General features: G+C 44.3%; 26 protein-coding genes. 21 read left to right on the top strand and 5 right to left on the bottom strand.

What is annotated here, in order from left to right; all coding sequences use genetic code 11:
• Window positions 1-15: 15 nt before the first annotated feature.
• From HY807_12000 to HY807_11980, 5 genes are read right to left on the bottom strand one after another with little or no spacing between them, the layout of a single operon-like run.
• Entirely contained in the window at window positions 16-483 is a 468-nt protein-coding gene (locus tag HY807_12000) for a cyclic nucleotide-binding domain-containing protein (protein ID MBI4827121.1), read from the bottom strand.
• 26 nt (window positions 484-509) lie between these two features.
• Window positions 510-1,130: an ABC transporter substrate-binding protein gene (locus HY807_11995; protein MBI4827120.1), complete on the bottom strand. Its 621-nt coding sequence runs from the start codon at window positions 1,128-1,130 to the stop codon at window positions 510-512.
• Between the two features lie 25 nt (window positions 1,131-1,155).
• On the bottom strand, window positions 1,156-1,602 hold the full coding sequence (mlaD, locus tag HY807_11990) for an outer membrane lipid asymmetry maintenance protein MlaD (protein ID MBI4827119.1): 447 nt from the start codon (window positions 1,600-1,602) through the stop codon (window positions 1,156-1,158).
• Window positions 1,599-2,378, bottom strand: a complete 780-nt coding sequence (locus HY807_11985; protein ID MBI4827118.1) for an ATP-binding cassette domain-containing protein — start codon at window positions 2,376-2,378, stop codon at window positions 1,599-1,601. Before HY807_11985 ends, mlaD begins: the two co-directional genes overlap by 4 nt.
• Window positions 2,378-3,166, bottom strand: coding sequence for an ABC transporter permease (locus HY807_11980; protein MBI4827117.1), 789 nt, complete (start codon window positions 3,164-3,166; stop codon window positions 2,378-2,380). The genes HY807_11985 and HY807_11980 overlap by 1 nt, the downstream gene beginning before the upstream one ends.
• 233 nt (window positions 3,167-3,399) lie before the next feature.
• Here HY807_11980 and HY807_11975 point away from each other — a divergent pair, with 233 nt between their 5' ends.
• The 21 genes from HY807_11975 to HY807_11875 all read left to right on the top strand — a co-directional run bounded on the left by HY807_11975 (window position 3,400) and on the right by HY807_11875 (window position 23,335).
• Window positions 3,400-3,747: a winged helix-turn-helix transcriptional regulator gene (locus HY807_11975; protein ID MBI4827116.1), complete on the top strand. Its 348-nt coding sequence runs from the start codon at window positions 3,400-3,402 to the stop codon at window positions 3,745-3,747.
• Between the two features lie 42 nt (window positions 3,748-3,789).
• On the top strand, window positions 3,790-5,037 hold the full coding sequence (locus HY807_11970) for an NAD(P)/FAD-dependent oxidoreductase (GenBank protein ID MBI4827115.1): 1,248 nt from the start codon (window positions 3,790-3,792) through the stop codon (window positions 5,035-5,037).
• A gap of 43 nt (window positions 5,038-5,080) precedes the next feature.
• Complete coding sequence (locus HY807_11965; GenBank protein ID MBI4827114.1) at window positions 5,081-5,869, top strand: sulfite exporter TauE/SafE family protein; 789 nt, start codon at window positions 5,081-5,083, stop codon at window positions 5,867-5,869.
• A 35-nt stretch (window positions 5,870-5,904) separates the two neighbouring features.
• Window positions 5,905-6,327, top strand: a complete 423-nt coding sequence (locus HY807_11960) for a DsrE/DsrF/DrsH-like family protein (GenBank protein MBI4827113.1) — start codon at window positions 5,905-5,907, stop codon at window positions 6,325-6,327.
• Window positions 6,328-6,329: 2 nt separating this feature from the next.
• Entirely contained in the window at window positions 6,330-6,659 is a 330-nt protein-coding gene (locus HY807_11955; protein MBI4827112.1) for a winged helix-turn-helix transcriptional regulator, read from the top strand.
• A 68-nt stretch (window positions 6,660-6,727) separates the two neighbouring features.
• On the top strand, window positions 6,728-9,037 hold the full coding sequence (locus HY807_11950; protein ID MBI4827111.1) for an MMPL family transporter: 2,310 nt from the start codon (window positions 6,728-6,730) through the stop codon (window positions 9,035-9,037).
• A 34-nt stretch (window positions 9,038-9,071) separates the two neighbouring features.
• Window positions 9,072-9,584 carry a rhodanese-like domain-containing protein gene (locus HY807_11945; GenBank protein ID MBI4827110.1) on the top strand — a complete coding sequence of 171 codons (513 nt, stop codon included), beginning with the start codon at window positions 9,072-9,074 and terminating at the stop codon, window positions 9,582-9,584.
• Window positions 9,581-10,009, top strand: a complete 429-nt coding sequence (locus HY807_11940) for a hypothetical protein (protein MBI4827109.1) — start codon at window positions 9,581-9,583, stop codon at window positions 10,007-10,009. The genes HY807_11945 and HY807_11940 overlap by 4 nt, the downstream gene beginning before the upstream one ends.
• Window positions 10,010-10,017: 8 nt before the next feature.
• Complete coding sequence (locus HY807_11935; GenBank protein MBI4827108.1) at window positions 10,018-11,409, top strand: YeeE/YedE family protein; 1,392 nt, start codon at window positions 10,018-10,020, stop codon at window positions 11,407-11,409.
• A 15-nt stretch (window positions 11,410-11,424) separates the two neighbouring features.
• Entirely contained in the window at window positions 11,425-12,213 is a 789-nt protein-coding gene (locus tag HY807_11930; GenBank protein ID MBI4827107.1) for an outer membrane lipoprotein-sorting protein, read from the top strand.
• On the top strand, window positions 12,210-12,863 hold the full coding sequence (locus HY807_11925; GenBank protein ID MBI4827106.1) for a methyltransferase domain-containing protein: 654 nt from the start codon (window positions 12,210-12,212) through the stop codon (window positions 12,861-12,863). Before HY807_11930 ends, HY807_11925 begins: the two co-directional genes overlap by 4 nt.
• A gap of 7 nt (window positions 12,864-12,870) precedes the next feature.
• A complete protein-coding gene (locus tag HY807_11920) occupies window positions 12,871-14,130 on the top strand; it encodes a hypothetical protein (GenBank protein MBI4827105.1) in 1,260 nt (419 codons plus the stop codon).
• 341 nt (window positions 14,131-14,471) lie between these two features.
• A complete protein-coding gene (locus tag HY807_11915) occupies window positions 14,472-15,347 on the top strand; it encodes a YeeE/YedE family protein (protein MBI4827104.1) in 876 nt (291 codons plus the stop codon).
• 66 nt (window positions 15,348-15,413) lie between these two features.
• Window positions 15,414-15,602 (top strand): hypothetical protein, encoded by a 189-nt coding sequence (locus tag HY807_11910; GenBank protein MBI4827103.1) that lies wholly within the window; start codon window positions 15,414-15,416, stop codon window positions 15,600-15,602.
• A gap of 124 nt (window positions 15,603-15,726) precedes the next feature.
• Window positions 15,727-17,190 (top strand): Flp pilus assembly complex ATPase component TadA, encoded by a 1,464-nt coding sequence (gene tadA, locus HY807_11905; GenBank protein ID MBI4827102.1) that lies wholly within the window; start codon window positions 15,727-15,729, stop codon window positions 17,188-17,190.
• Window positions 17,190-18,386, top strand: a complete 1,197-nt coding sequence (locus tag HY807_11900; GenBank protein MBI4827101.1) for a type II secretion system F family protein — start codon at window positions 17,190-17,192, stop codon at window positions 18,384-18,386. Before tadA ends, HY807_11900 begins: the two co-directional genes overlap by 1 nt.
• 2 nt (window positions 18,387-18,388) lie before the next feature.
• A complete protein-coding gene (locus HY807_11895; GenBank protein MBI4827100.1) occupies window positions 18,389-19,243 on the top strand; it encodes a prepilin-type N-terminal cleavage/methylation domain-containing protein in 855 nt (284 codons plus the stop codon).
• A 7-nt stretch (window positions 19,244-19,250) separates the two neighbouring features.
• Complete coding sequence (locus HY807_11890; GenBank protein MBI4827099.1) at window positions 19,251-20,693, top strand: hypothetical protein; 1,443 nt, start codon at window positions 19,251-19,253, stop codon at window positions 20,691-20,693.
• Entirely contained in the window at window positions 20,690-21,238 is a 549-nt protein-coding gene (pilO, locus tag HY807_11885) for a type 4a pilus biogenesis protein PilO (GenBank protein MBI4827098.1), read from the top strand. The genes HY807_11890 and pilO overlap by 4 nt, the downstream gene beginning before the upstream one ends.
• Window positions 21,228-21,668 (top strand): hypothetical protein, encoded by a 441-nt coding sequence (locus tag HY807_11880; protein MBI4827097.1) that lies wholly within the window; start codon window positions 21,228-21,230, stop codon window positions 21,666-21,668. The genes pilO and HY807_11880 overlap by 11 nt, the downstream gene beginning before the upstream one ends.
• Window positions 21,665-23,335 (top strand): secretin N-terminal domain-containing protein, encoded by a 1,671-nt coding sequence (locus HY807_11875; protein ID MBI4827096.1) that lies wholly within the window; start codon window positions 21,665-21,667, stop codon window positions 23,333-23,335. Before HY807_11880 ends, HY807_11875 begins: the two co-directional genes overlap by 4 nt.
• The last annotated feature ends 7 nt before the right edge of the window (window positions 23,336-23,342 follow it).

The raw sequence follows: 23,342 nt of genomic DNA, 5'->3' as shown, positions 1-23,342 counted from the left end.
TTACCTTGTGAGAGATCAGAAGATCGTTGCCATCCTCTCAACAGACCTTCTAAGGCGTATGGACATTGTCCTGACAATTCCTTTGAGTATCTTTATCCCGATGTGAGGGTACTCCTCCATGAACTTATCAAGAGTATCGCGCTTAAGAATAAAGAGCTCTGAATCTTCAAGCGCCACAACAGCGGCAGAACGGACCTGGCCGTCGAGCATTGAAAGCTCGCCTGTAAAAGAGCCCTTCCCGAGCAATGCAAGCACTATGGACTTATCCTTAAACTCCGTCTCTTTCTTTACCTCAAGCCTGCCTGACAGAACAATGCCGAAATAATCTCCGGGATCCCCCTCTTTAAAAAGTGTGGCGCCGGCAGGATACTTTACCCGCTCAAAATACGGGATGACCGTATCCAGCTCTTTATCAGTCAATAACTGAAAAATCTGGAGTTTATCTTTTAAATCATTAATGATCTTTTTCAGTTCATCGCTCATATATCGTCTCCGGCAGACCAGGTGTATCAGAGAGTGGATTTTACCTCTTTCAGTTTATCCTTCATCTGCTCAATAAGTTTTGCATAAGAATTCTTAACAATGATCTCATTATACTGTCCCTTGTATGTGCTGACAAAACTGACGCCTTCTATCGTAACATCATAAACAAGCCATTTACCGTCTTTATTTATCAGCTTGTAATCAATAGGGATATCAACTTTTTCTGTGACTATGGATGTCTCAACCTGTCCATATTTGCCTTCCCCTTTGATCTGCTCACTGTCATAGGTCACCTTCTCATTTGTATATCCCTCGATCTTGCCGATATAAGACGCCTCTAAGAGGTCGGAAAATATGGCAACAAACTCCTTCTGCTCGGCAGGCGTGCGCTCCTTCCAGTGATTGGCAAGAGAGCGTTTGCCCATCTCGGCAAAATCAAAGCGCTCATTCAGCAAAGCCCTTATCTTTTCACGCCTCACCTCTTTCTTGTCGGGAGTTGAGAGTGATTTATCCCGCAAGAGGGCCAAAATAGCGTCTATTGTGGACTGCAAAGATGCCTTGGGAGAATCACCTGCGAAAGAATTTGAAAATACCTGAAGCAAGAAAACAATTAAAGTACTTATTAAAATCAACCTGAACAGTTTCATGGTCACACCTCAATATTAATAAAATTTACTCTTTATCAAACATATATTTACTTACAAGCTCTTCAAGCACAAGCGATGATTCAGTCTCAATGATCTCTCCGCCGTCCTTTATTAAATCTTCAGAGGCTCCAGGCGAAAGTTTTACATATTTGTCGCCTATTATCCCCTGTGTTCTGATAGACGCGATCGTGTCTTCCTGAAGTTTCACGTCAGGGTTAATAAGCATCTCCACTTTTGCCTGATAGTCATCACCATTAAGGCTAACCTTTGATACCTTGCCGACGATAACACCGGCGATCTCTACAGTTGCATCCTTGGTAAGGCCGGAGATGTTTCCGAACCGGGCACTGACCTTATACTGGTCTGTGCCGAAAAGGCTTATCCCGCCCAGCTTCACCGACAGGTACGCAAGCGCGACCAGTCCCAGAACCAGAAATATTCCAACAATTGTTTCAATACTTATCCTCTTCATTGAATATCCTCCATTTCACTTGAATATAATCTTCCCATTGTTGTCTCAACAAATTGTCTTATAACAGGCTTGTCTGAAAGCTGAAATTCCTCAGGAGTAAGATTCCCTTCAACAATACCATCGTGAAAGAGAAGCACATAATCAGCCAGTTTGAATATTTTCGGCACATCATGGCTGACGATAATGGCTGTATACCCGAGTTTTGCCTGTGTGCGGAAAAAGATGCGGTATATCTCATTGCTCATCGCCACATCAAGCCCTGTGGTAGGCTCGTCAAAGAACATTATCTTGGGCTTAAGAACAAGCGCCCTCGCAAGCCCTACCCTCTTCTTCATCCCTCCGCTGACCTGTGCGGGGAACTTTTCATGCGCCCCCCTGACCTCCATTAGTTCAAGATATTCATTCACAACAGCTTTTATCTCAGACTCGGACATCCTGGTTCTCTCTCTCAGGGGAAGGGCGACATTATCAAATATCGTCATTGAATCAAAAAGCGCCGAGTTCTGAAAGAGAACACCGAATTCCGACCTTATCTCTTTAAGCTCTTTTTTGCTGATCTTGTTAATATCCTTGCCGTACACAAGCACTTGCCCGCTTGTAGGCTTCATAAGGCCGAGGATGTGCTTTATTGTGAGGCTCTTCCCCTGGCCGCTCCCTCCCACGATGACAGAAGTCCTGCCCTCAACCACGGAGAGGTTAAGGCCCTTGAGTATCTTTTGCGTGCCAAAAGATTTTTCAACGTCAACCATCTGTATTATATAGTTGTTATCAATCATCAAATCAGCATGGAGGTCAGAAAATAATCAAAGACCAGAACAGAAACGGAAGACAGAACTACTGCGTTTGTAGTAACCCTGCTTACACCCTCTGCTCCAAAGCCCCCCCCTCTTGTCATATGAACAAAGTAACCCATTGCAGAAGAGATCCATACTATTATCAGGCCGAAGCAAAGCGACTTTACAAGCCCCATATAAATATCGTCAAACTTCACATCAGTCAGCATCGTATTAAAGAACGCCCCCTGGTTTGTGCCAAGGAGCTTGACACCCACAAGATATCCTCCGAATATCCCTACGATATCAAACATCGCTGTCAGGAGAGGGAGGGAGATGATCCCGGCAATGAACTTGGGAGATATTATGAATTTATATGGATCAATCGCCATACACTCAAGAGCATCTATCTGCTCGGAGTTCCTCATTATGCCTATCTCGGCACAGATAGCAGAACCCGCCCTTCCGGTAACCATAAGCGCGGTTAAGACAGGGCCCAGTTCCCTTATCAGGCTGAGCGCAACAGCTGAACCCAAAAGCCCCTCAGCTCCGAATTTCTTCAGCGTGTTGAATCCCTGAAGGCCGAGTACCATCCCGGAAAAAAGGCCTGTGAAGACAACTACAAAGACGGAAAGGGTGCCGATAACATAAATCTGCTTGACTACAGGGGCAATTTTGTAAGGCGGCTTTATGCAGGCATAAATGGATTGAAAGAGAAATATGACCATCATCCCGGCTTGATCAAGGTAATAGATTACCGTGTCACCAAGTTTCTCAAAAATATTCAACATATTCTCCTTAATCTATACCATTAGCTGAATTATTATACACAATAAATATTTTACTATTCTATATAGAACACAAGAATAAATCATTCAACACATAATATCAAGCATTATTAAATCGCATTATTAAATCGCAAATAGATCAGCAGTATTCGTTTGTAATCAAAGCCTCTTCACCGATTTGCCACCCGGGAAATTATATAGTTGACAATCATATGCAAATATCGTAATATTTGAATATGACAAAAGATATCCTGCCGCGCATTGAGGTACTTAAAGCCATTACCCACCCTGTCAGGATAAAGATACTGACTGAACTCTCCAATGGTGTTAAGTGTGTAAGCGATTTTGAAGACTTTCTTGACAATGTGAGCCAGCCAAATATATCTCAGCATCTAACAAAGCTCAGGAGCGCCGGTATTATCGATTTTTTTATTGACGGCAGATTAAGATGCTACTTCCTGAAGAGCCCGTTGGTATTGGATATCATTCATATATTAAATAAGGAATACTTCGAGGATCTGCCCGGGCCCAAATGCTGCCCTGTTTCAAAAAAAGGCACCTACCCCGGCAAAAGAAAGAGATAATTATTGTGAGCAATAATTCAGTTGCAAATTCAAGGAGGAAGGATGGGAAGCGATGAAAAAACGATTGTAGTTTTGGGCGGCGGGGTCGGTGGATTGACTACGGCTAATGATCTCAGAAAGAAATTAGGAAAAGAACACCGGATAATAATAGTAGATAAAAACAGAGAACATATATCCGCCTCTTCATTTCTCTGGGTAATGTGCGGATGCAGAGAACCTGAGCAGATAAAGAAAGACATCTCAAGGCTGATAGAGAGCGGCATTGATCTTATAAATGAAGATATCCTCAGGATCGATACTCAAAACAAAACAGTCAAAACCGAGAAGAAAGAGATCGCCTATGATTACCTTGTGATCTCCCTCGGCGCTTCATTATTTCCTGAAGCAGTGCCTGGCCTTGAAGATGCCCTTAAAAAAGATGCCTGCAATATTTACACATTAGACGGGATACTGAAAGCGAGAGACCGCATAAAGAACTTCTCCGGCGGAGACATTATAGTCCTTGTTACTTCCATGCCTTATAAATGTCCGGCAGCGCCCTATGAAACCGCCTTTCTGCTAAAAGATATCTTCAGAAAGAGAGGCCTTGAGAAAAATGTTAATGTGAAAATATTTGCTCCTGAAACACTGCCGATGCCGGTTGCCGGGGCTGCTGTCGGGAATATGATAAAAGCAATGCTGGAGCAAATGGGGATTGCGCATAATTTTGAGCATAAGGTTGCTTCAATAGATGCAGAAAAAAAAGAAATAACTTTTGATAAGGGAAGGGCATCATATGATTTATTGTTAGTTGTCCCCCCTCATAAATCTCCTGAGGTCATCCGGAAATCAGGATTAACTGAAGACTGGATACCTGCGGACAAAGACACATTGAAAACTCAATTTGAGAATGTCTACGCCATAGGTGATGTTGCCAAGGTTAAGATACCGGGAGAGTGGAAACCGGGTGTGCCGTTGATGCTTCCCAAGGCAGGAGTATTTGCCCATTTTGAAGCAAAGGTTGTGGCTGAAAATATCGCAAATGAGATTTTGAAAACCGGAGAAAAAGCGGAATATACCGGAGAGGGAGGCTGCTTCATAGAGATCGGAGACGGCACAGCCGGGTTCGGCTCCGGAAATTTCTACGCTACCCCGAACCCTCAAGTAATAATGCGCAAACCTTCTCCATTGTGGCATTTAGGAAAGGTCATATTTGAAAAACACTGGCTCTCAGAATCGTTATTAAAAAAACCAATGGACATGCTTCTTGAAAAGACCATGTACGGTGATTACAAAAAAATACGGCGTTGAGATATCTATATACATATTAAATCTGTCGGAGATATAACGAACTATGGAAATACAATTATTGATCACACTCGTAATACTTGGCATTGGCGGAGGTTTTTTATCCGGGCTGCTCGGTTTGGGCGGAGCTATATTCATGATCCCTATTCTTCTCTATATACCGCCGCTTATAGGTGTCGGGCAGTTTGACATGAAGCAGGTTGCCGCCATAAGCATGGTGCAGGTTCTGTCAGCATCTCTGACAGCGGTTATTGTTCATAATAAAAACCGTTTTGTCAGCAAATCTCTACTTCTTTACATGGGAATATGCAATGCCATCGGTAATCTTGCGGGATCTCTCGTCTCAAAAACTTCCAAAAGCTCTTTCCTGTTAGCTATCTTTGCTACAATGGCTGTTATCGCTGCAGTGACAATGTTCATTCCAAAGCGTGAGCAGGGAGAGGACATCTCGCCTGATGACCTTCAATATAACAAACCGCTATCGATATTTTTAAGCCTTGCGATAGGCTCTTTCGGCGGCATGGTCGGCGCGCCTGGAGCGTTCATATACATCCCGGCAATGATATATCTGCTCAACATCCCGACACGCATTGTAATAGGCAGTACGCTTGGGATCGTCTTTTTAGGCGCACTCATGGGAACCATCGGCAAGATGTACACAGGACAGATACTATGGCCATATGCGATAGCGCTTGTTATCGGCACAATCCCGGGTGCGCAATTCGGCGGCAAGATGAGTAAAAAGGTTAATACCAAATACCTCCGCATGGCAATTGCAGTTATTATCGCCATAACAGGTTTAAGAATGTGGTATCAGATATTGACTGGGAAATAAATAACAGTTGGTTTAAAAAAATAAGGAGGGGTGAAATGGAAAAGGTTATTAAAAACGTTTCGATCATGTGTTTTCACGATGAGCTGTGCCAGGTTTACAATGCCCTCATGACCGCATACAGTCTCCTGAAAGAAGGTGCTAATGTCACAATGTTCTTCGGGTCGCGCGGGGTCAACGCCCTTCATAAAGACAAGGTAAACACACTTGTCTGCCTGCCGGACCAACCTAAAGAAGAAGGCGATGCTGTGATGAAGAGAATGGATGACATGAACCTCCCGACAGTTGAAGATCTGCTTTTCATGCTCTACAAGGAAGGAGCAAAGCTGCTCGCATGTCCTTTAAACGTTCCTCTTTTTGGCATGACTAAAGATGATTTTGTTGATGGTGTTGAGGTCGCAGACCCGGCAACTTATTACAAGGAAGTCGTTATCAAGGCTGATATGAATCTGACGTTTTAATTATGAGCAAGAAACTTTTTGAGATACATGCTGATATATGCAAGACTCTGGGAAACGCCAAGAGGATAGAGATACTCAGCGTGCTTGAGGATAAAGAGCTGAGTGTCGGAGAGATCGTCGACAGACTCGGCATATCCGCTTCAAACGTCTCCCAGCATCTTGCGATAATGAAACAAAAGGGCATTCTCACGTCAAGGCGCGAGAAGAACAATATCTTCTACAGGGTTTCCAACGAAAAGGTAATCACGGCATGCGGCCTGATGAGAGAAGTGCTGCTTGATAAATTTCAGGAAGGACATCAGATAGCCAGGAAACTCACGAAGTCAAAATAATTTTTTGCAAGGTATTTGCAGACTTTAGAATATTCTAAACTTCTTGCAAATCCGGAGGACAAATAAAGATGAAGAAGTTTTCCCTTGTTGAATTTTCAGTTGAACATCCGAAACTGATCGTTCTGTTCACGATAATCATTACCCTTGCGTTTGCGACCCAGTTTACGAAGATCAAAACTGACACAAATCCCAAGAGCATGCTCCCTGAGACATCTGATGTCAGGATGTGGAATGACGAAGTAGAAAAGACCTTCAGCCTTTATGAAGACATGATCGTGGTTGGGATTGTGAATGAAAAAGGCGTTCTCAACAAAGATACTCTCGGAAAGGTTCAGAGGATCACAGATGAGATATTAAAACTTAAGGGCGTTGCTGCCAGAGATGTAAACAGCTTTCCGACTATTACCAATGTGACTGCCGAAGCAGGCACACTGCGGGTCGCTCCTCTCATGACTGAGATTCCGAGAGATGACGCAGAGATGCAAAAGCTTCATAAGATGCTGTTTGAAAACCCGCTATTCATTGACAAAATTATCTCAAAAGACGGAAAGACTACCGCCATATATGTCCCTCTTGAAAAAGGATCAAATGGAAAAGAGATAGCTGATGAGATAAAAAAGATATTGAAGAAAGAAACAGGCGATGAAAAATATTACGTAGCAGGCGATCCTGTAGCGCGGGATACCTTCGGAGCTGAGATGTTCAAGCTCATGGCGATCTTTGCCCCGATTGCAGGAATGGTCATGCTTCTTGTCAGGTATCTCATGTTCAGAGACCTTTTCCTCTCCATCACGCTGATGATGGATGCCATGGTCAGCATCGTCTGGAGCATGGGGCTTCTTATCGGCCTTGGCTACCCTATTCATATTATGAGTTCAATGGCGCCTGTCTTTCTTATGGCTATCGCAACAGACAGCATGCATATATTCAACGAATTTTACTTCCGCTATAGAGAGAAGAAGGACAAAAAGGCCGCGATAATTGAGACCATGCGAGCTGTGAGCCGCCCTGTCCGCAATACCGCATTGGCAACAGCAGTCGGTTTCGGCGTGCTTCTTTTTATGAACATTATCCCGGTACAGGTCTTTGGCGGTGTTGTGGCATTCGGCACTATCGTTCTGCGGATCTTGAGTTTCAGCTTTATTCCGGCCATGTTCACCTTTGTAAAGGATGAGCAGATAGAAAAGATTGCTCACGCAGAAGACATCGGCTCAAGCAGGACTTCGAGTTTATTACAGAAGCTTGCCTCAATAGGCACGCATAGCCCAAAGGCAACTGTCATTGTCGGCCTTCTGCTTTTTGCTATATCAATCGTCGGGATTACAAAAATGAATGTCAATAATAATCTGGTGGAGTGGTTCAAGAAGGACAGTGATGTACGCATCGCCGATACGGTCATAAACAGCTCTCTCGGCGGCACCTCAATGGCATATGTCGTCGCGACTGCGGAAGATGATGATTTCATTAAAACTCCTGAGGCGATGCGCTATATAGAAGGGCTTCAGCAGCACCTTGAAAAACTCTCCGTTGTCGGCAAGACGACCTCAGTTGTTGACTACGTGAAGAGGATTAACCTTGTCCTTCATGACAATGACCCTAAATATAATATTGTCCCTGAGACAAAGGAGATGATCGGGCAGTATATCTTCCTCTTCTCAATGTCTGCAAAGCCCGCTGATCTGGACAATGTTGTGGACTACCCCTTCAGAAAAGCGAACATCTGGGTGCAGTTGAAGACATGGGACGCGCAGGCTATGAGGGAAGTGATTAAGGCGACTGATGAGTACAAAACTACTCATCCTGTTGCTATGGAATTGAAGCCGTCGGGCATCGCATATTTCAACCTTGTCTGGAACGACGAGGTGTTATGGGACATGGTAACGGGGTTTATTATTGCCTTGTTCGCCGTCTTTGCCATCCTGGCCTTTGACTTCCGTTCTGTCAAATGGGCTGTTGTCGGATACACCCCGCTTCTCTTCACAATACTCTTTATATACGGTATTGTCGGTTTTATCGGCAAGGATTTCGACATGCCGATCTCTGTTCTTTCCTGCCTCTCCCTCGGCATGGCGGTGGATTTTGCTATTCATTTTGTCAGCAGGCTCAGGCAACGAATGACGGAAACAAAGGGGAGCAAAACTCTTTCTGACGCGTTGCTCTGGACTGCCGCGCGACCCGGAAAAGGAATTATGCGCAACGCAGTGCTCTTTGCGGCATCTTTTGCCGTGATGATATTTGCGCCGTTAACACCGTATATCACAGTGGGCGCTTTCATCGTCAGCATGATGCTGCTCAGCGCGATAATGACAATAATCTATCTGCCGGCGCTTATTGTTTTATTGCAGAAGTGGTTATTTGATGGAAAAGCAACGAACTGAAATGACTAACAAAATAAAACAGGAGGTGAGGCAAATGAAAAGACTCAAAACGAGTTTTATCGTATCAATCGTTGCAGTCCTTGTGGCTCTGCCGGTATTTGCAGAGAACGACCCGGCAAAGAAGTTGTCCGAAGTGCTTATAAAAGCGTCTGAAGAGGGCGGCTGGCAGGTTACTTCAGATGAGGTCAACATGTGGATCAAGACGGGAAAAACAGACTTTGCAGTTTTGGATGTAAGACCGGATGCCGACGAGTACAACTCAGGCCATATCCCTTCGGCAATACATATCCCCTACTACGCTGTCTTGAACCCTGAGAATCTCGCAAAACTCTCTAAAGATAAAAAGCTTGTGCTTGTATGCGCTACCGGACAGCTTCAGAATCTTCCGGTAGTGGGCCTGAGAATGCTTGGATATGACGCATACACCATGATATTCGGCTATGCGGCGTGGATTAAAGATTATATGGGAGGAGAGGCAATGAAGAGCACCATTGACAAGGCTGCTCAAAAAAATTATCCGATTGAACAAACAGGAGGCTTAAAATGAAGACAAGAATAATGAAAAAGTTTCTGACCCTGATCCTCTCATTCTCTCTTATCCTGCCGATGTTGGTTCAGGTTGCCGCAGCCGCTGAAAAAGGCACAGAAGATGAATTAAAGGAACGGATAGCGATAACAAACAAGAAACGTGTTACGCCAAAAGAGATCAAGAGATTCGGGGATCAGGTTAAAGCCTATTTCTTTGAGGCTGTTCCCAATGAAGTTATTGAACTCGCAATAAAAGAACTTACGCCCGGAGATGCCCTTGCGGCAATAGTCATTATAAACCTCTCCAAGAAACCGGGTAAGGACATAATCAAAATGAAGAAAGACGGAAAAAACTGGACCGATATTACAAACACAGCAGGGTTGAAAATGAAAGATGTGGTGAAAGAGGTTAAAGAATTTCAGAAGACGTCAGGCTGCGCATAGGAGGCCGCATGAAGAATTTATTTACAAAACCATGGTCGTTCGTATGGGGAGGATTTGTAGTCGGGCTTGCTGAGGTGATCTATTTCCTTAAGTATGAAACGCCGATACCTGTTACTACAGGGCTTGCAAAGATGTTCGCCTCAATAGAGGAAAACATCACCGGGACAGAGTATATCGCAAGGCTCTACGACGCGGATATCCACTGGATCATAATCGGCATCCTGATTGGAGCGTTCCTTGTCGCGATCCTCGAAAGAGAACACAAGGCATGGGCTAAATATCCCCCTCGTATGGTTGTCCTCGCGTTCATCGGCGGTGCTACATTCGGGCTCGGCACAAGGCTTGCGCAAGGATGCACTACATGGCATTACCTCGGCGGCATCCCGGCAATGAGCCTTACATCCATTGTTGTGGCGCTGGTGAGTGTTCCTTTTGCATTTCTTGCGTTCATGTTTATGTCAAAACTGGGTGTTGCCGGTTATATGAAACACCATGAAAAACATGCAACTGTCAAGCACTGTGTCGGGCTTGAATATCCCAATGACACATTATGTTACGACCCGAAGTATAATCCCTACAAAGACCCCCTTCGAATAATACTGACGGCATTCCTCTTTTTGCTGCTGGCATCCGCCTTTTATACAGCATTTAAAGGTGAGTCTGCTGAAGGTATCGGACGTCTGCCATGGATAGAGATATTTCTCAAGACGTTCGTCGGGTTTCTTCTCGGCTTCGGCATTGGAAAAACAGGATTCGGAACAGAATGCGCCGTAATGGCGCCTCATTCCATTCATATGTCCAAAAAACATTTTGACTCAATGAAAGTGGCAAAGATAACACAGACCATGTTCACCGGTCTTATGCCTTTTACGGCGTTAATGATAGCCATCGTTATGTTCAATATAACGATACTCGTTACATGGACATTCTTCGGATGGGACCTGCCGGTAGTTGTGGAGGCAGGCAGGTATAAATGGGGATTTCACCTTGGTCATCTTGTCGGGGGCCCGCTTCTCGGCATAGGCGCTGTTCTCATGTTAGGCTGTGAAGTAAGAACTTACGCGAGGGCTTCAATGGGATATCTCACAGGTCTGGCGTCACTTCCCGGCTTCTTCTTCGGGTATCTGCCGTTTACGCTTTACAGGGAGAAATTTGAGGAGATATTTTTCTCCAAAGGTATTATAGAAGCAAAAAACATGCTTGAGCTTCTCCCTGACAATCCGTATATCCAGTATGGTTTTGCATTCTGTTATACAGGAATCCTGATTGCGCTTCTTGTGTGGTCCATTAGAAAAGGCTCTCAAACGGTAAAGGTCTCACCGAAAGAATATCTTATCAACTCTACTGACGAGATATTCCTTAAAGGGCTTGAAGCAGAAGAACTAAAGGTTAAGAGTTAAAAAGGGAGGTTTAAGATGAAACGATATTTGATTATATTGGTTGTACTGTTAATGCCGTTAAATGTCTTTGCGCTGACTGCGGAGGAAGTGGTCAAGAAATCGCAGGAGGCATTCTTTTACCAGGGCAAGGACTTTAAGGCAAGGGTCATGATGAAGCTTATCAGCAAAAGCGGACAGGAGAGAGTCAGGGAACTTACAATGCTGAGAAAGAATTACGGCGCGTCAGGCGGAGAGCAGAAGTATTTCATGTACTTCTATCAGCCGGCTGATGTAAAAGACATGACATTCATGGTATACAAATTCCCTGCCAAAGACGATGACAGGTGGCTCTTTGTGCCTGCGATCAACATGGTAAGGAGGATCGCCGCTCAGGACAAAAGCTCAAGCTTTGTCGGCTCTGATTTTACATATGAAGATGTTTCGGGACGGGATGTGGAAGATGATAACCATACTATTACTAAGGAAGAAAAACTTGATACAAAGGACTGCTATGTCATAAAAAGCTCTCCAAAGGCTCAGGATGTTGATTACGGTTACAAACTCTCGTGGATTGATAAGGGCAGTTTTCTGCCGCTGAAAGAAGAGTACTATGATAAAAAAGGCGAACTTTACAGGGTCTTCAGCGCGGATGAAATAAAAGATGTTAAAGGTATTTCGACAATTACAAAGAGAGCGATGAAAAATCTTCTGAGCGGACACAGGACAGAGGTTACCTATACGAAAGCCGATTATAACATCGGCATAGAGGACAACCTCTTCAGCGAACGATTTTTAAAGCAGCCGCCCAAAAAGTGGGTGGAATGAGTTCTGTTGTTGATGCCTTTGACAAGTATGCTGAAGATTACGATGAGTGGTTTGATAGTGCAGAAGGCAAAGTGCTTTTTAAACTGGAGGCCGCGTCAGCAAGGCTTTTGATGAAAGGCCTTGAACATCCTTTCCTCGAAATCGGAGCAGGAACGGGACGATTTGCAGAAGCATTAGGTATTGAATACGGCATTGATCCTTCTAAGGAAGTTTTGAAGATAGCGGAGATGCGCGGGATAAAGGCCGAGACAGCTTCAGGAGAGAAACTGCCTTTTAAAGATGAATCATTCGGCGGCGTACTTATACTGTTTACGCTCTGCTTTGTGGAAAATCCGGAGAAGGTTATCTCCGAAGCTAAAAGGGTTCTTAAGACTGGCGGAGGATTGATTGTCGGGATAATTAACAGGGAAAGTTTATGGGGTAAACTTTATGCTGTAAAAAAGGCAGAAGGACACCCTATATACAAACACGCAACATTTTATAGCGTTAATGATATTAAGGATATAATAGAAAAGGCAGGCTTGAGTGTTGATTCGTATGCGTCAACCCTGTGTCAGCCTCCGTCAGAAAAGCCTGTGAAAGAGGTTATCAATAACAGATTGGTAAAAAATGCGGGTTTTATCTGTATCCGAGCAGGTAAATCAGTATAGGAGCAAAATGAAAAGTAAAAACAGATTTTTTATCGGTTGTCTCATATCGTGCATTTTCTTTGTAATATCACAATCGTTTGCAGCAGCATCTGATGTTTCTCTTCATGGCTTCCTCCAGGGAAACTATTCTGCCGACACCAACTCATCAAATCCTGACGGCAAGGACTTCAAATGGGCTGAAGAAAGATTGCAGCTCAAACTCGATGCGAATAAAGAAGCATTCCATCTCTTCCTGAAAACAGATGCATTCCATGACCATGTTGATAAAGAATCTGAGATAGATTTAAGGGAAGGATACATTGATTTTACTTCATCCATGTGGGACATGAGGCTTGGCAGACAGGTCATCACGTGGGGGCTTGGAGATTTGATTTTCATAAACGATGTATTCCCAAAAGACTATGAGACTTTCTTCTCCGGACGACCGATGGAATATCTCAAAAAAGGCGTTGACGGTATAAAGATCGGCATGTATCCATCCTTTGCCTCTGCGGAATTGATTATCGTTCCTTTTTTTGAACCGAACAATTTCCCTGATCCAGAGAGATTTTACATGTTTGATCCGATGCCGTCTATTGCAAATCGTGAGGAGAAAGAGCCGTCTGCAAGTCTTGAAAATACTGAAATGGCATTCAGGATATATCGTGATGTCGCGGGTTTTGACGCCTCACTATATTTCTATCGCGGGTTTTCCAGGCAGCCATCCATACTCCCGGACAGCATGACTGCTCCGACAAAAATCGAGTTCTTTTACCCTGAACTCTCTGTCTACGGCGCAAGCTTACAGGGAAGAGCATTGGATGGTGTCCTGAGCCTTGAGGCAGGATACTATGATTTTCGAAATGACAGGGACGGCGCAGACCCTATGATGCCGAATTCACAAACGAAATTCCTTGCCGGATATCAGAGACAGCTTTGGGAAGACTTTACCATCAGTCTTCAATACTATGGCGAATATATGCACAACTATTCGGAGTATGAGAAATACCTCCCTGTTGGATTTCCGCACGAGAAGAAGCTGCATGATCTTGCCTCTGTGAGGCTTACACAATTTCTGATACATCAGACGTTAAAACTCTCCCTCTTCTCTTTTTACAGCCCGTCTGACAGCGATTACCTCTTCAACCCTGAGGTTAAGTACAATTTCTCCGATCCCATATGGGCAGCGGTTGGAGCTAACATCTTCGGAGGCGGTGAAGAATGGAATCAGTTCGGGCAGTTGGATAAAAACGATAATATTTACTTGCAAATGAGATATGAGTTTTAGTTACACTATTAAAGGAGGGAATGAAAATGAAAAACACCATTAAGCTATATGTAAACGAACCGATGGGTACTCGTTGACAGCAGAATACTCAGGTTGCCTGGAAGGCAAATAAAGAGTTCGGCGTAGAAGTTGTTGTAATTAAAAAGTCATCCAATGAATATTGGATGGAAAAAGATCCGCCGCCATGCCCTTCTGTTATGCTCAACGATCGTTTCATCGTGCAGAACGGCACTGTTACATATGATGAATTGAAGTCGGAGATCCTGAAAGATACTAATAAGAGTCCATAAATTTTATGGTAAAAAACAATAGAAATAAAACAAAGGAGGCTCTAAATACTTATGTATAACAAACTCTTTACGACACAATGGCCCAAGTGGATCGGCGGTGTGCTGTTGGGCCTTCTCAACATAGCCTTCTTTCTTTATTTAATGCCGCTGGGAGCTGTCTATCCCGCAATGGGGACTTGGGGAATCTGGACTTACAAGCTTGCAGGCATAAATATTGAATCGCCATGGGGTCCTCTGGAGCCGGCACATTATGATATCAAGAACCTTATAACTTTCGGCCTGTTTTTAGGGGCATTGGTCGGCGCCCTGCTTTCAGGAGAATTCAGAATAAGAAAATCCGGCGCAGTTGAATGTTCGAAAAGTTTCACAGGCGGTGTGTTGATGGGAATCGGCAGCCTGATCGCTGGATCCTGTATTGTCGGAGGTTTTTATTCATCGATCATGGCGCTGTCATTAAGCGGGTTCTACATGATGATAGGTTTGATAGCAGGCGGATATCTCGGCGGTAAGCTGCTGTTATCGAAGAAACAGGAAGGTTCGGCATCGTGTGTCAGCAATAGCAGCTCTTTATCACGAACACCTTTAATAGGAGTTCTTGTCATTTTTTTAATTACCCTTATTGTCGCAGCCTATTCTGTAAACGGCAAAGGCAGCCTCGCAGGCATATTGATCTTCGGGATGGCATTTGGATTGGTATTCCAGCGCGCCTCTTTTGGTTTCTCATCAGCGTTCCGGGACTTATTCATTTCACGGAATTACGAAATGATGCGCGGTGTGATAATAAGCCTTATCATCGGCGTTATCGGTTTCAGCATTATCAAAGCATCTTCATTAAAGCCTGCCTCAACATTCGTAATGCCTGCCGGGCTGCACAGTATCATAGGCGGCACGATATTCGGCTTCGGCATGGTTTTGTCAGACGGGTGAGTAGTCGGAATTCTCCGGCGGTCTGCCGAGGGACATATCAAACATTTCTTTGCGATATTCGGAGCGATGCTCGCGGTTGGTTTGTGGATGCCTTTTCTTTCTTCGAGAATAAACATTGCCGGCAGTAATATTTTCCTGCCTGATCTGCTCGGGTGGGCAGGCGCACTTGCTGTCACAATTACTTTACTTATCGCTTTCTATATAGTTGTATCGGTGACGGAAGGTAAGCGGCCTAAAAAGACCGGGCAAGCCTGAGTCTCATCAATATATCTATTATCGGATTTTCAAAATTCGCCTTCCTGATTTCTATTGCATCTTAGGAATAATTGATTATAATGTAATAGTATCTTATTACATTATGAAGGTGGTTTAAACAATTATGCTGGTTTACAAAAAGATAGGCGAAAGGCTGATAGAATCCGGCCTTATTTCAGAAGAACAGCTGAAAATTGCGCTTGACGAACAGAAAAAGACCGGAGAACTCATCGGCGCTATCCTCTTCAGCAAAGGGTTTATAAGCCAGCAAGACCTTCTTAAGGTTCTATCAATGTCGCATACCGGCGATATCGCAGAGCAAAAGGAAGAGATAGATATACCGGATGATATAGAAGATATTGTAAGGAAGAGCACTACAGCCCTCCGTTCAGAGGATCGGGCTGCCGGCACCAAAATTGATGTATCTCTGGTGCCTATTGTCAGGCTTGTTGAAAATATAATCTTCTCCGCCGTTGATATGGGCGCTACTGATATCCATATCGGGCCTGATACCAGGGGCACAAGAATCAGGTTCAGGATCGATGGACGGCTTCGTCACGCGATGTACCTGCCTAAAAGCTTATTGCCTGCTATCGTTTCAAGGGTAAAGATAATGGGTTCAATGAATATAGCGGAAAACAGGGTGCCCCAGGACGGCGGCACAATGATCTCAAGAAAAAACATGAAATACGATGTAAGGATATCGACTTTCCCGATTGTCGATGGGGAAAACGTCGTTATGAGGCTGCTAAACAAATCTCAGCTTATATTGGGGCTCGAAAATCTCGGCTTTGAAAAAGAAGACATTGAGACGCTGAATCATTCATTGACCATGCCTTATGGAATGATACTCATGAGCGGGCCTACAGGTTCAGGAAAGACAACAACACTCTATTCCGCTTTATCAATAATCAACAGCGTCTATAAAAATATATTTACGATCGAAGACCCCATCGAGTATCACCTGCCGCTCATAAGGCAGTCGCAGATAAACGTAAAGGCAGGCCTTACATTCGCATCCGGCCTGCGTTCGATATTAAGGCAGGACCCTGATGTGATACTCATAGGAGAGATGAGGGATTTTGAAACAGCTGAACTTGCGATAAGGTCTTCTCTAACCGGGCATCTGGTCTTCTCAACTCTTCATACGAATGATGCCGCATCAAGCCTGCCGCGGCTCATAGATATGGGGGTTGAGCCTTTCCTTCTTGCTTCAACTGTAGATACGGTTATCTCACAGAGACTGATAAGGCTGTTATGCGATCACTGCAAAGAGCCCTACTCTCCTCCGAATAATTCCATCGAAGGTTCTGAAATCAGGATACCTGAAGGGGCAGTCTTCTACAAAGCTAAGGGATGTGAAAAATGCAATGACAGCGGCTACCGCGGCAGGACCGTTATATACGAGATCATGAAGATGAATCAGGAAATAAAAGAACTCGTTATTAACAAGGCAGGTTCCGACACGATCGCTGCTGCTGCAAAGAAGGGCGGCATGCGCACAATGTTTGATGTCGGCATACATAAGGTCATCTCCGGCAAAACCTCGTTAGAGGAAGTGCTCAGCACTACGAGGACAGTATCCTGATGGCCACCTACAGTTACAGGGCAATAAACAGGGATTCTCAAATAATCAATGACCAGATCGACGCATCCAATGAGAATGAACTTGAAGAGAGGCTCGGCTCCCGAGGACTGACACTCATAAATGCTTCTAAAAAGTCGTTTGAATTCAAAACACGTTTAAAGCTTAATGAAACCGACCTGCTCAGCCTCACCTATTTTTTAAAACTGATATTCACTTCAGGAATGTCCCTGCTTGACGGCTTAAACAGCATAGGCATGCAATCTTCAAACAGCAAAGTCTCAAGGGCCGCCGCAATCCTCCATGACAAGATAGAGTCCGGCAAATCCATTTACGGCTCAATGCTTGAACACCCTGAGCTATTCCCTGCCATCTATGTAAGCCTAATAAGGGCCGGAGAGGTATCCGGCAATATGGATCAGGTGCTTGATGACGCAATGTCATATCTTAAATGGAAGATCAAGTTAAAGAAAGATATAGGGATGGCATTTGTGTACCCGTCAATAGTTATGATAGCGGTCTTCAGCCTGATGGGCATACTCTTTGTATTTGTCCTGCCCAAACTTGTGGTTGTACTTACCACAATGAATGCAGAGCTTCCCCTTGTAACACGGGTTCTGATATCAACTGTTGAGATCGCCAGGGATTACTGGCCGTTAATACTGCTGTTCGTTATTTTTATCCCGGTTGCCCTGAATTTATACTATAGAACCTATTCCGGCAGAAGGCTTATTGACAGATTCATCCTGAAAGTTCCCATCATAGGCTCTCTATTAAAAAAGTTTGACCACTCCAGATATTTCAGGACATTTTCCACCCTGTTCAAGTCAGGGATGAGCATGGATAAGACTCTCGAAATATCTACGAGCGTTGTAAAAAATACATCAATTGCCGAAACATTCGAGAATATCAACAACGCAGTGCTCGGCGGAGAGCTTCTCAGCACATCCTTCAGCAGAACAGGCGACTTCCCTCCTTTAATAGTGAACATTATTGAGATAGGAGAAAAGACCGGAACACTCGACTCCTCAATACTCAACATCAGCGATATATACGACAGGGATGTGCCGGAAACCGTTAAAAAGATATTTGTTATAATTGAACCTGTAATGATATTCATATTGGGGATAATAGTCCTTTTGACTATCTCCTCATTCTTTCTGCCTCTCTATAAAGTGGTAGGCAGCATACGCAGATGAGAATGGCAAAGCGTGAAAACGGGTTCACCCTTGTCGAGGTCATCGTTGTAATGGCGATAATCTCACTGCTGGTCGGGATAATGGTTCCAATAGTTTTCAGAGTATGGGAGGCTCAGGAGATCGAAGCAACAGAGAAGAAACTCACTTATATTAAAGAGGCTGTTATAGGCAACCCGTCATTGATGAGCAATGGCACAAGGAACTCTTTCGGCTTTACTGGAGACCTCGGACAGCTGCCTCCGAACCTTGACGCCCTTATAAGCTATACAAATGTAAACGGGACATTCGGCCCGTATTTGGGCGGGGGAGTAAGCACCCAGTCATTCAAAAATGACGCCTGGGGTTATGAGATGACATACAGCTATACAACTGACACATTCAGCAGAAGAGACTCAGCGACAATTACAAGCCTGGGCTCTGACAACGCTGTTGGGGGAATAGATACCGCAGCTGATATACAGGTAGCCATTGATGCTAACGAGGCCATGCCTGTATCAGCGGTCTCCTCTAATGTCATTGTCAGGTACGTTACTCCTCCTGCAACCACTTTTAACGCAAACATTACTCTTCACATTGTCTATAAAGATGGTGAGGGTGCTGAGACAGACCAGACATTTACCACGCCTGTTACAATTACAGGCAACGTAGGCAACCCGCAGAGCAATTATATTTTCGGCCTGAGTTCAGCCCTGGCGCAGAATCTGCCCATTGGTATCGCAAGGGTATGGGCTGATATTGACAGGGACAGTTCCGGCAACCTTCTGGCCCCCGCAACCGCAGGGCCGTCAGCATATATAACTATTAGCGACAGGCTGTCATCCATACATATTGATAACCTGTCCGTGTCGGTTGAATAATTCTACTATGAACTCATTAAATATAGATCTCAGAGATAATGCCCTAAGAGTTTTAAAAATAAATGACGACAAGGCCGTCAGCGCAAACCTTATAAATCATTTCTCCATAGCTGACCGGCGCTCTGCAAAAGATATGCTTTCGGCAGAGATTGGCGGGCCTTCAGGAAAACACGGCAGAATAAACATAATTCTTCCCCAGGACATGGTCAATCATTCCGTACAGCAGGTGCCCCGCGCCGGGGCTGATGACATATCAATGATCCTGAGACGCATGATAGCCAGGGAATTATCCAATGACGAATTCACCTTCGGTTTCAGGGAGATAGCAGAGAGTAAAAAGAACAAGACCGGCACACATAACATATTACTGGAATATGTACAGAATAAGGATCTGGCCAACTGCCTCGCGCTTCTTAAGGAATGCGGGATCAGCTCCGATGTAATTACAAGCAGCCTTGAAGGCAACATCCGGTTATTCAACAAGTTACGTCCGGAAACAAGCGGTAACGAAGCAATTATCGATATAGGAGCCGGATCTATTGAGATCTTCATCATCAACAACGGAAGCCTTATGGATTATGAAAATCTTCCGCTGCTTATTGACTTTGCCGAATCCCATGCCGGTGATGAGAGCAGGGAAGAGCAGGCTTCAAAGATAAAGATATACAAAATAGTGGATGTTCTTTTTAATTCCATCACTTCATATATAAAAAGCTCAGGAGCCGAAGGGCTTTCCACTCTCTGGGTATGCGGAATAGGCTCCGGGTTGACGGGCATAACTGATGCCATATCAAGCGGATTCGGCATCACAACGAGACTGCTGAGCGGCCTTGAAGATACCTGCAATAACGGAAGCGCCTTCAGCGCCCTTTCCGGGGTTTCTACACTTACCTCATCCAGGGAGATAACCGACTTCACTCCTCTCTCTCTTCTGCAGAAGAAGAAAAACCTTATTACCGGCAGTATCATTGCAGCCTGCATTGCTGTTTATCTGTTAATACTTATTACAACTTATTTCACAATGAAAAAAACAGAAAAAGATCTGATGTCATTTATAAAAAACAAAGAAACGACATTAAGCACAACCACCGCACGTTCCGGGGATGATAATGATATATACTCAGCCGGTAAAAATACTCTTTTCAATATTATTCATGCCAGCCCAAGCCTGTACGGTGCCTTAAGCGATATAGCCAAACTTATCCCATCAGGCGTAAGGATTGAAAAAATAGACCTGCGTATAGAAAAAGATGCCGCGATATTAACTATCGATGCAGCCATAAAACACAGCAGCGAAAGCTACAATAAGGCTCTCCTAACAAAATATATTTCAGCGCTTGAAAGCTCAGAGAGGCTCAAGCGCGTATCCACCCCTGCCATAGCCACATCAGGCCCTTCAAAAAAAGAAAGCATTATATCAGTAAGGTCAAGCTATGAGGTGGTGAATTGAGAAAACTCAGCCCTGCCTTTATCACAGTCATCTCCTTAATAGCTGTTTCAGGGATACTGTTTGCATTCTATGTGAGATCAGAATTAAACACGATCAGAACACTGAATGCCGCCGTTGCGCAAATGGATGCAGGCAATGAATTCACAGCTTCGGGAGTAGAGAAAGACATTGCCCTTTTAAAGGAGCTCTTCCCCAGGTCAGGCAGCACGGCTGAATTCATTGAAGGCGCATACGTGATCTCAAGCAAATATGCTATAGATGATATTGAATTCAATTACAAGGACAGGGCATTTGTCAGCCTTGATACAGGAAAGGTACTGAAGGCCCTTCCGACCTCGGGCATAATGCCCGGAATAATATACCGTGATTCCGTAAAGATCAATTTCACCTCTGATTACAGAAGCATTGCTGAGTTCATAAGGGAACTTCAGAATCTCAACAGGCTTGTCAAAATTGAAGGCCTTAAAGTCCAGAACCTTAAAACATCGCTTGCTGTAGAGATGGTCGTAAATATTTATTCTGCGGAGGAGATCAATGCTCTCTAATAAGTATTTTATCAGCGCCGTATTTGCGCTTCTCCTGCTGGTGGCGGCATATAATATCAAATTTTTCTCCTCTAAGAACGCCGTGCAGACAGAGGTAAAAAGGGCTGTCTCTCAACCGCCATTAACAGCACAAAATGCTAACGCCGTTAATCCGGAGAGAACTTTTATTGACAAAGACAGCAGCCAGTGGAGAGACCCTTTCTCAATTGAAAAGACGGAAGTTAAAAGCGAGATGACAGTTAACGGCATAATCAGGAGAAACGGCAAAAGCCATGCGCTGATAAACGGCAGGGTTTACAGCGTAAATGATGCCATAGGAAACAGTGTGATAACGGATATAAAAAAAGAGAGTGTTGTTCTCTCTGCCAATGGAATAACAAAAGAGATATATTTATCTAATCAAAGCGATATCAAGGAGACAACAAAATGAGGAAATTATGCTCGATAATATTTTTGACAGTTCTTTTGAACTACGGCTGCGCGAGCCATCAGATAGCCGGTGTATCAGATACGATGGTTTTGAAAGAGCCGCCCCAGATAGCTATGCCTGTGACTGAGGCTCCTGTTACAGTGCCTGAAGATATTCCGGCACCCGCCAGGGAGAAGCTCTTTTCATTAAGCGTGAGAGATGCAGATGTCCGGGACCTGCTTCTTCTTCTTTCAAAGAATTTCGGCATTAATATAATCGCAGACAGGGATGTGACAGGAACCCTCTCCATTGATTTCTCTGACCTTGACCTTAACAGCGCGCTTTACGCGATTACAAGACAACTCGGGTATACATTCAGGATGGACAAGGGATTTATCAGGGTAACCACTCCTGTGCTTGAGACAAGGTCATTCAATATCAACTACATAACAGGCACGCGGTCTTCAACAAGCACAATGAACGCTTCTATTTCAAGCGGCGGTTCATCATCAGGGACAAGCAGCGGAGGCTCTACAATAAACCTTAATCTCTCAGGTTCCACATCAGGAACAGGGTCATCTTCATCCTCCGGACAAGGCAATGTGAACATAACTACATCAGGCAAATCAGATTTCTGGAAAGAGATAAGGGCCGGGCTTGAGGTAATAATATTTGGCGGCTCAAAAAGCGGTTCAGATGCCGGAGATAAGTCAGTATCCGGCAAGGAAGGGAAAAAACTTATTATCAACGAGCTGGCAGGGGTTGTACAGATCACAGATTATTCGGATAACATGGAGAGGATAGAAGATTTTCTTAATGATATTGAGAAGGCTGTCAGTAAACAGGTTATGATACAGGCGCACATAGTTGAGGTCTCTCTTGATGACGGGTACAAATTCGGCATAGACTGGAATCTTCTCACCGGCTCCGGCACTGGAGAAATCACCACAGACAGCGGAACAGAAGTCACCGGCGAGCTTTTTTCTTTTACACAGCTTCTTGCGGCAGATACCAATGTTTTCAGTCTGAAACTATCAGAAGAAAAGATAACAGCTATCCTGAACGCCATGAAATCACAGGGGCAGGTAAATGTGCTCTCCAGCCCGAAAGTTTCCACAATGAACAACCAGCGTGCGGTGATAAAACTCACTACTAACGAAGTCTCATGGGTAACAAACAGCTATCTGAATTCCGATGGCACGATCCTCTCTACATATACAAATCCGCAGATTGACGAGGTCGGCCTCTTTCTTGATGTGACACCGCAGATAGATGACAATGGGGTAATAACGATGCAGATACACCCGAGCATATCAGAGGTCGAATCCGAAGGCTCCAAATCTCCTGACGGCAAAAGCACAAAACCAATTATAAAGGTCAGGGAGGTGGATACAATGGTCAAGGTAAGTAATGGCAAGACTATTGTAATTGCCGGCCTTATCACTGATAAAGTGAGTGAAACCATCAGAAAAGTTCCGCTTCTTGGTGACCTGCCGTTACTGGGAACCCTATTCACACAGACTGTGCAGGAAGACAGAAAGGCGGAACTGGTCATCTTTATAACCCCTTACATACTCAATAATAAGTCCATTGAAGACATAAGAATAGAGCACGAGAATAGACTGGAGAGAGCGGGCAGGCCGTTTGACAAAGTTCCTGAACTGAAGAGAGTTAGATCAGAGATATAGATCCAAT

The organism is Nitrospirota bacterium, from assembly GCA_016207885.1.
In the GTDB taxonomy this organism is placed as follows: domain Bacteria; phylum Nitrospirota; class Thermodesulfovibrionia; order UBA6902; family UBA6902; genus JACQZG01.
Note: the sequence above shows the minus strand (reverse complement) of the source record. Positions and strands in the feature narration are given on the sequence as shown.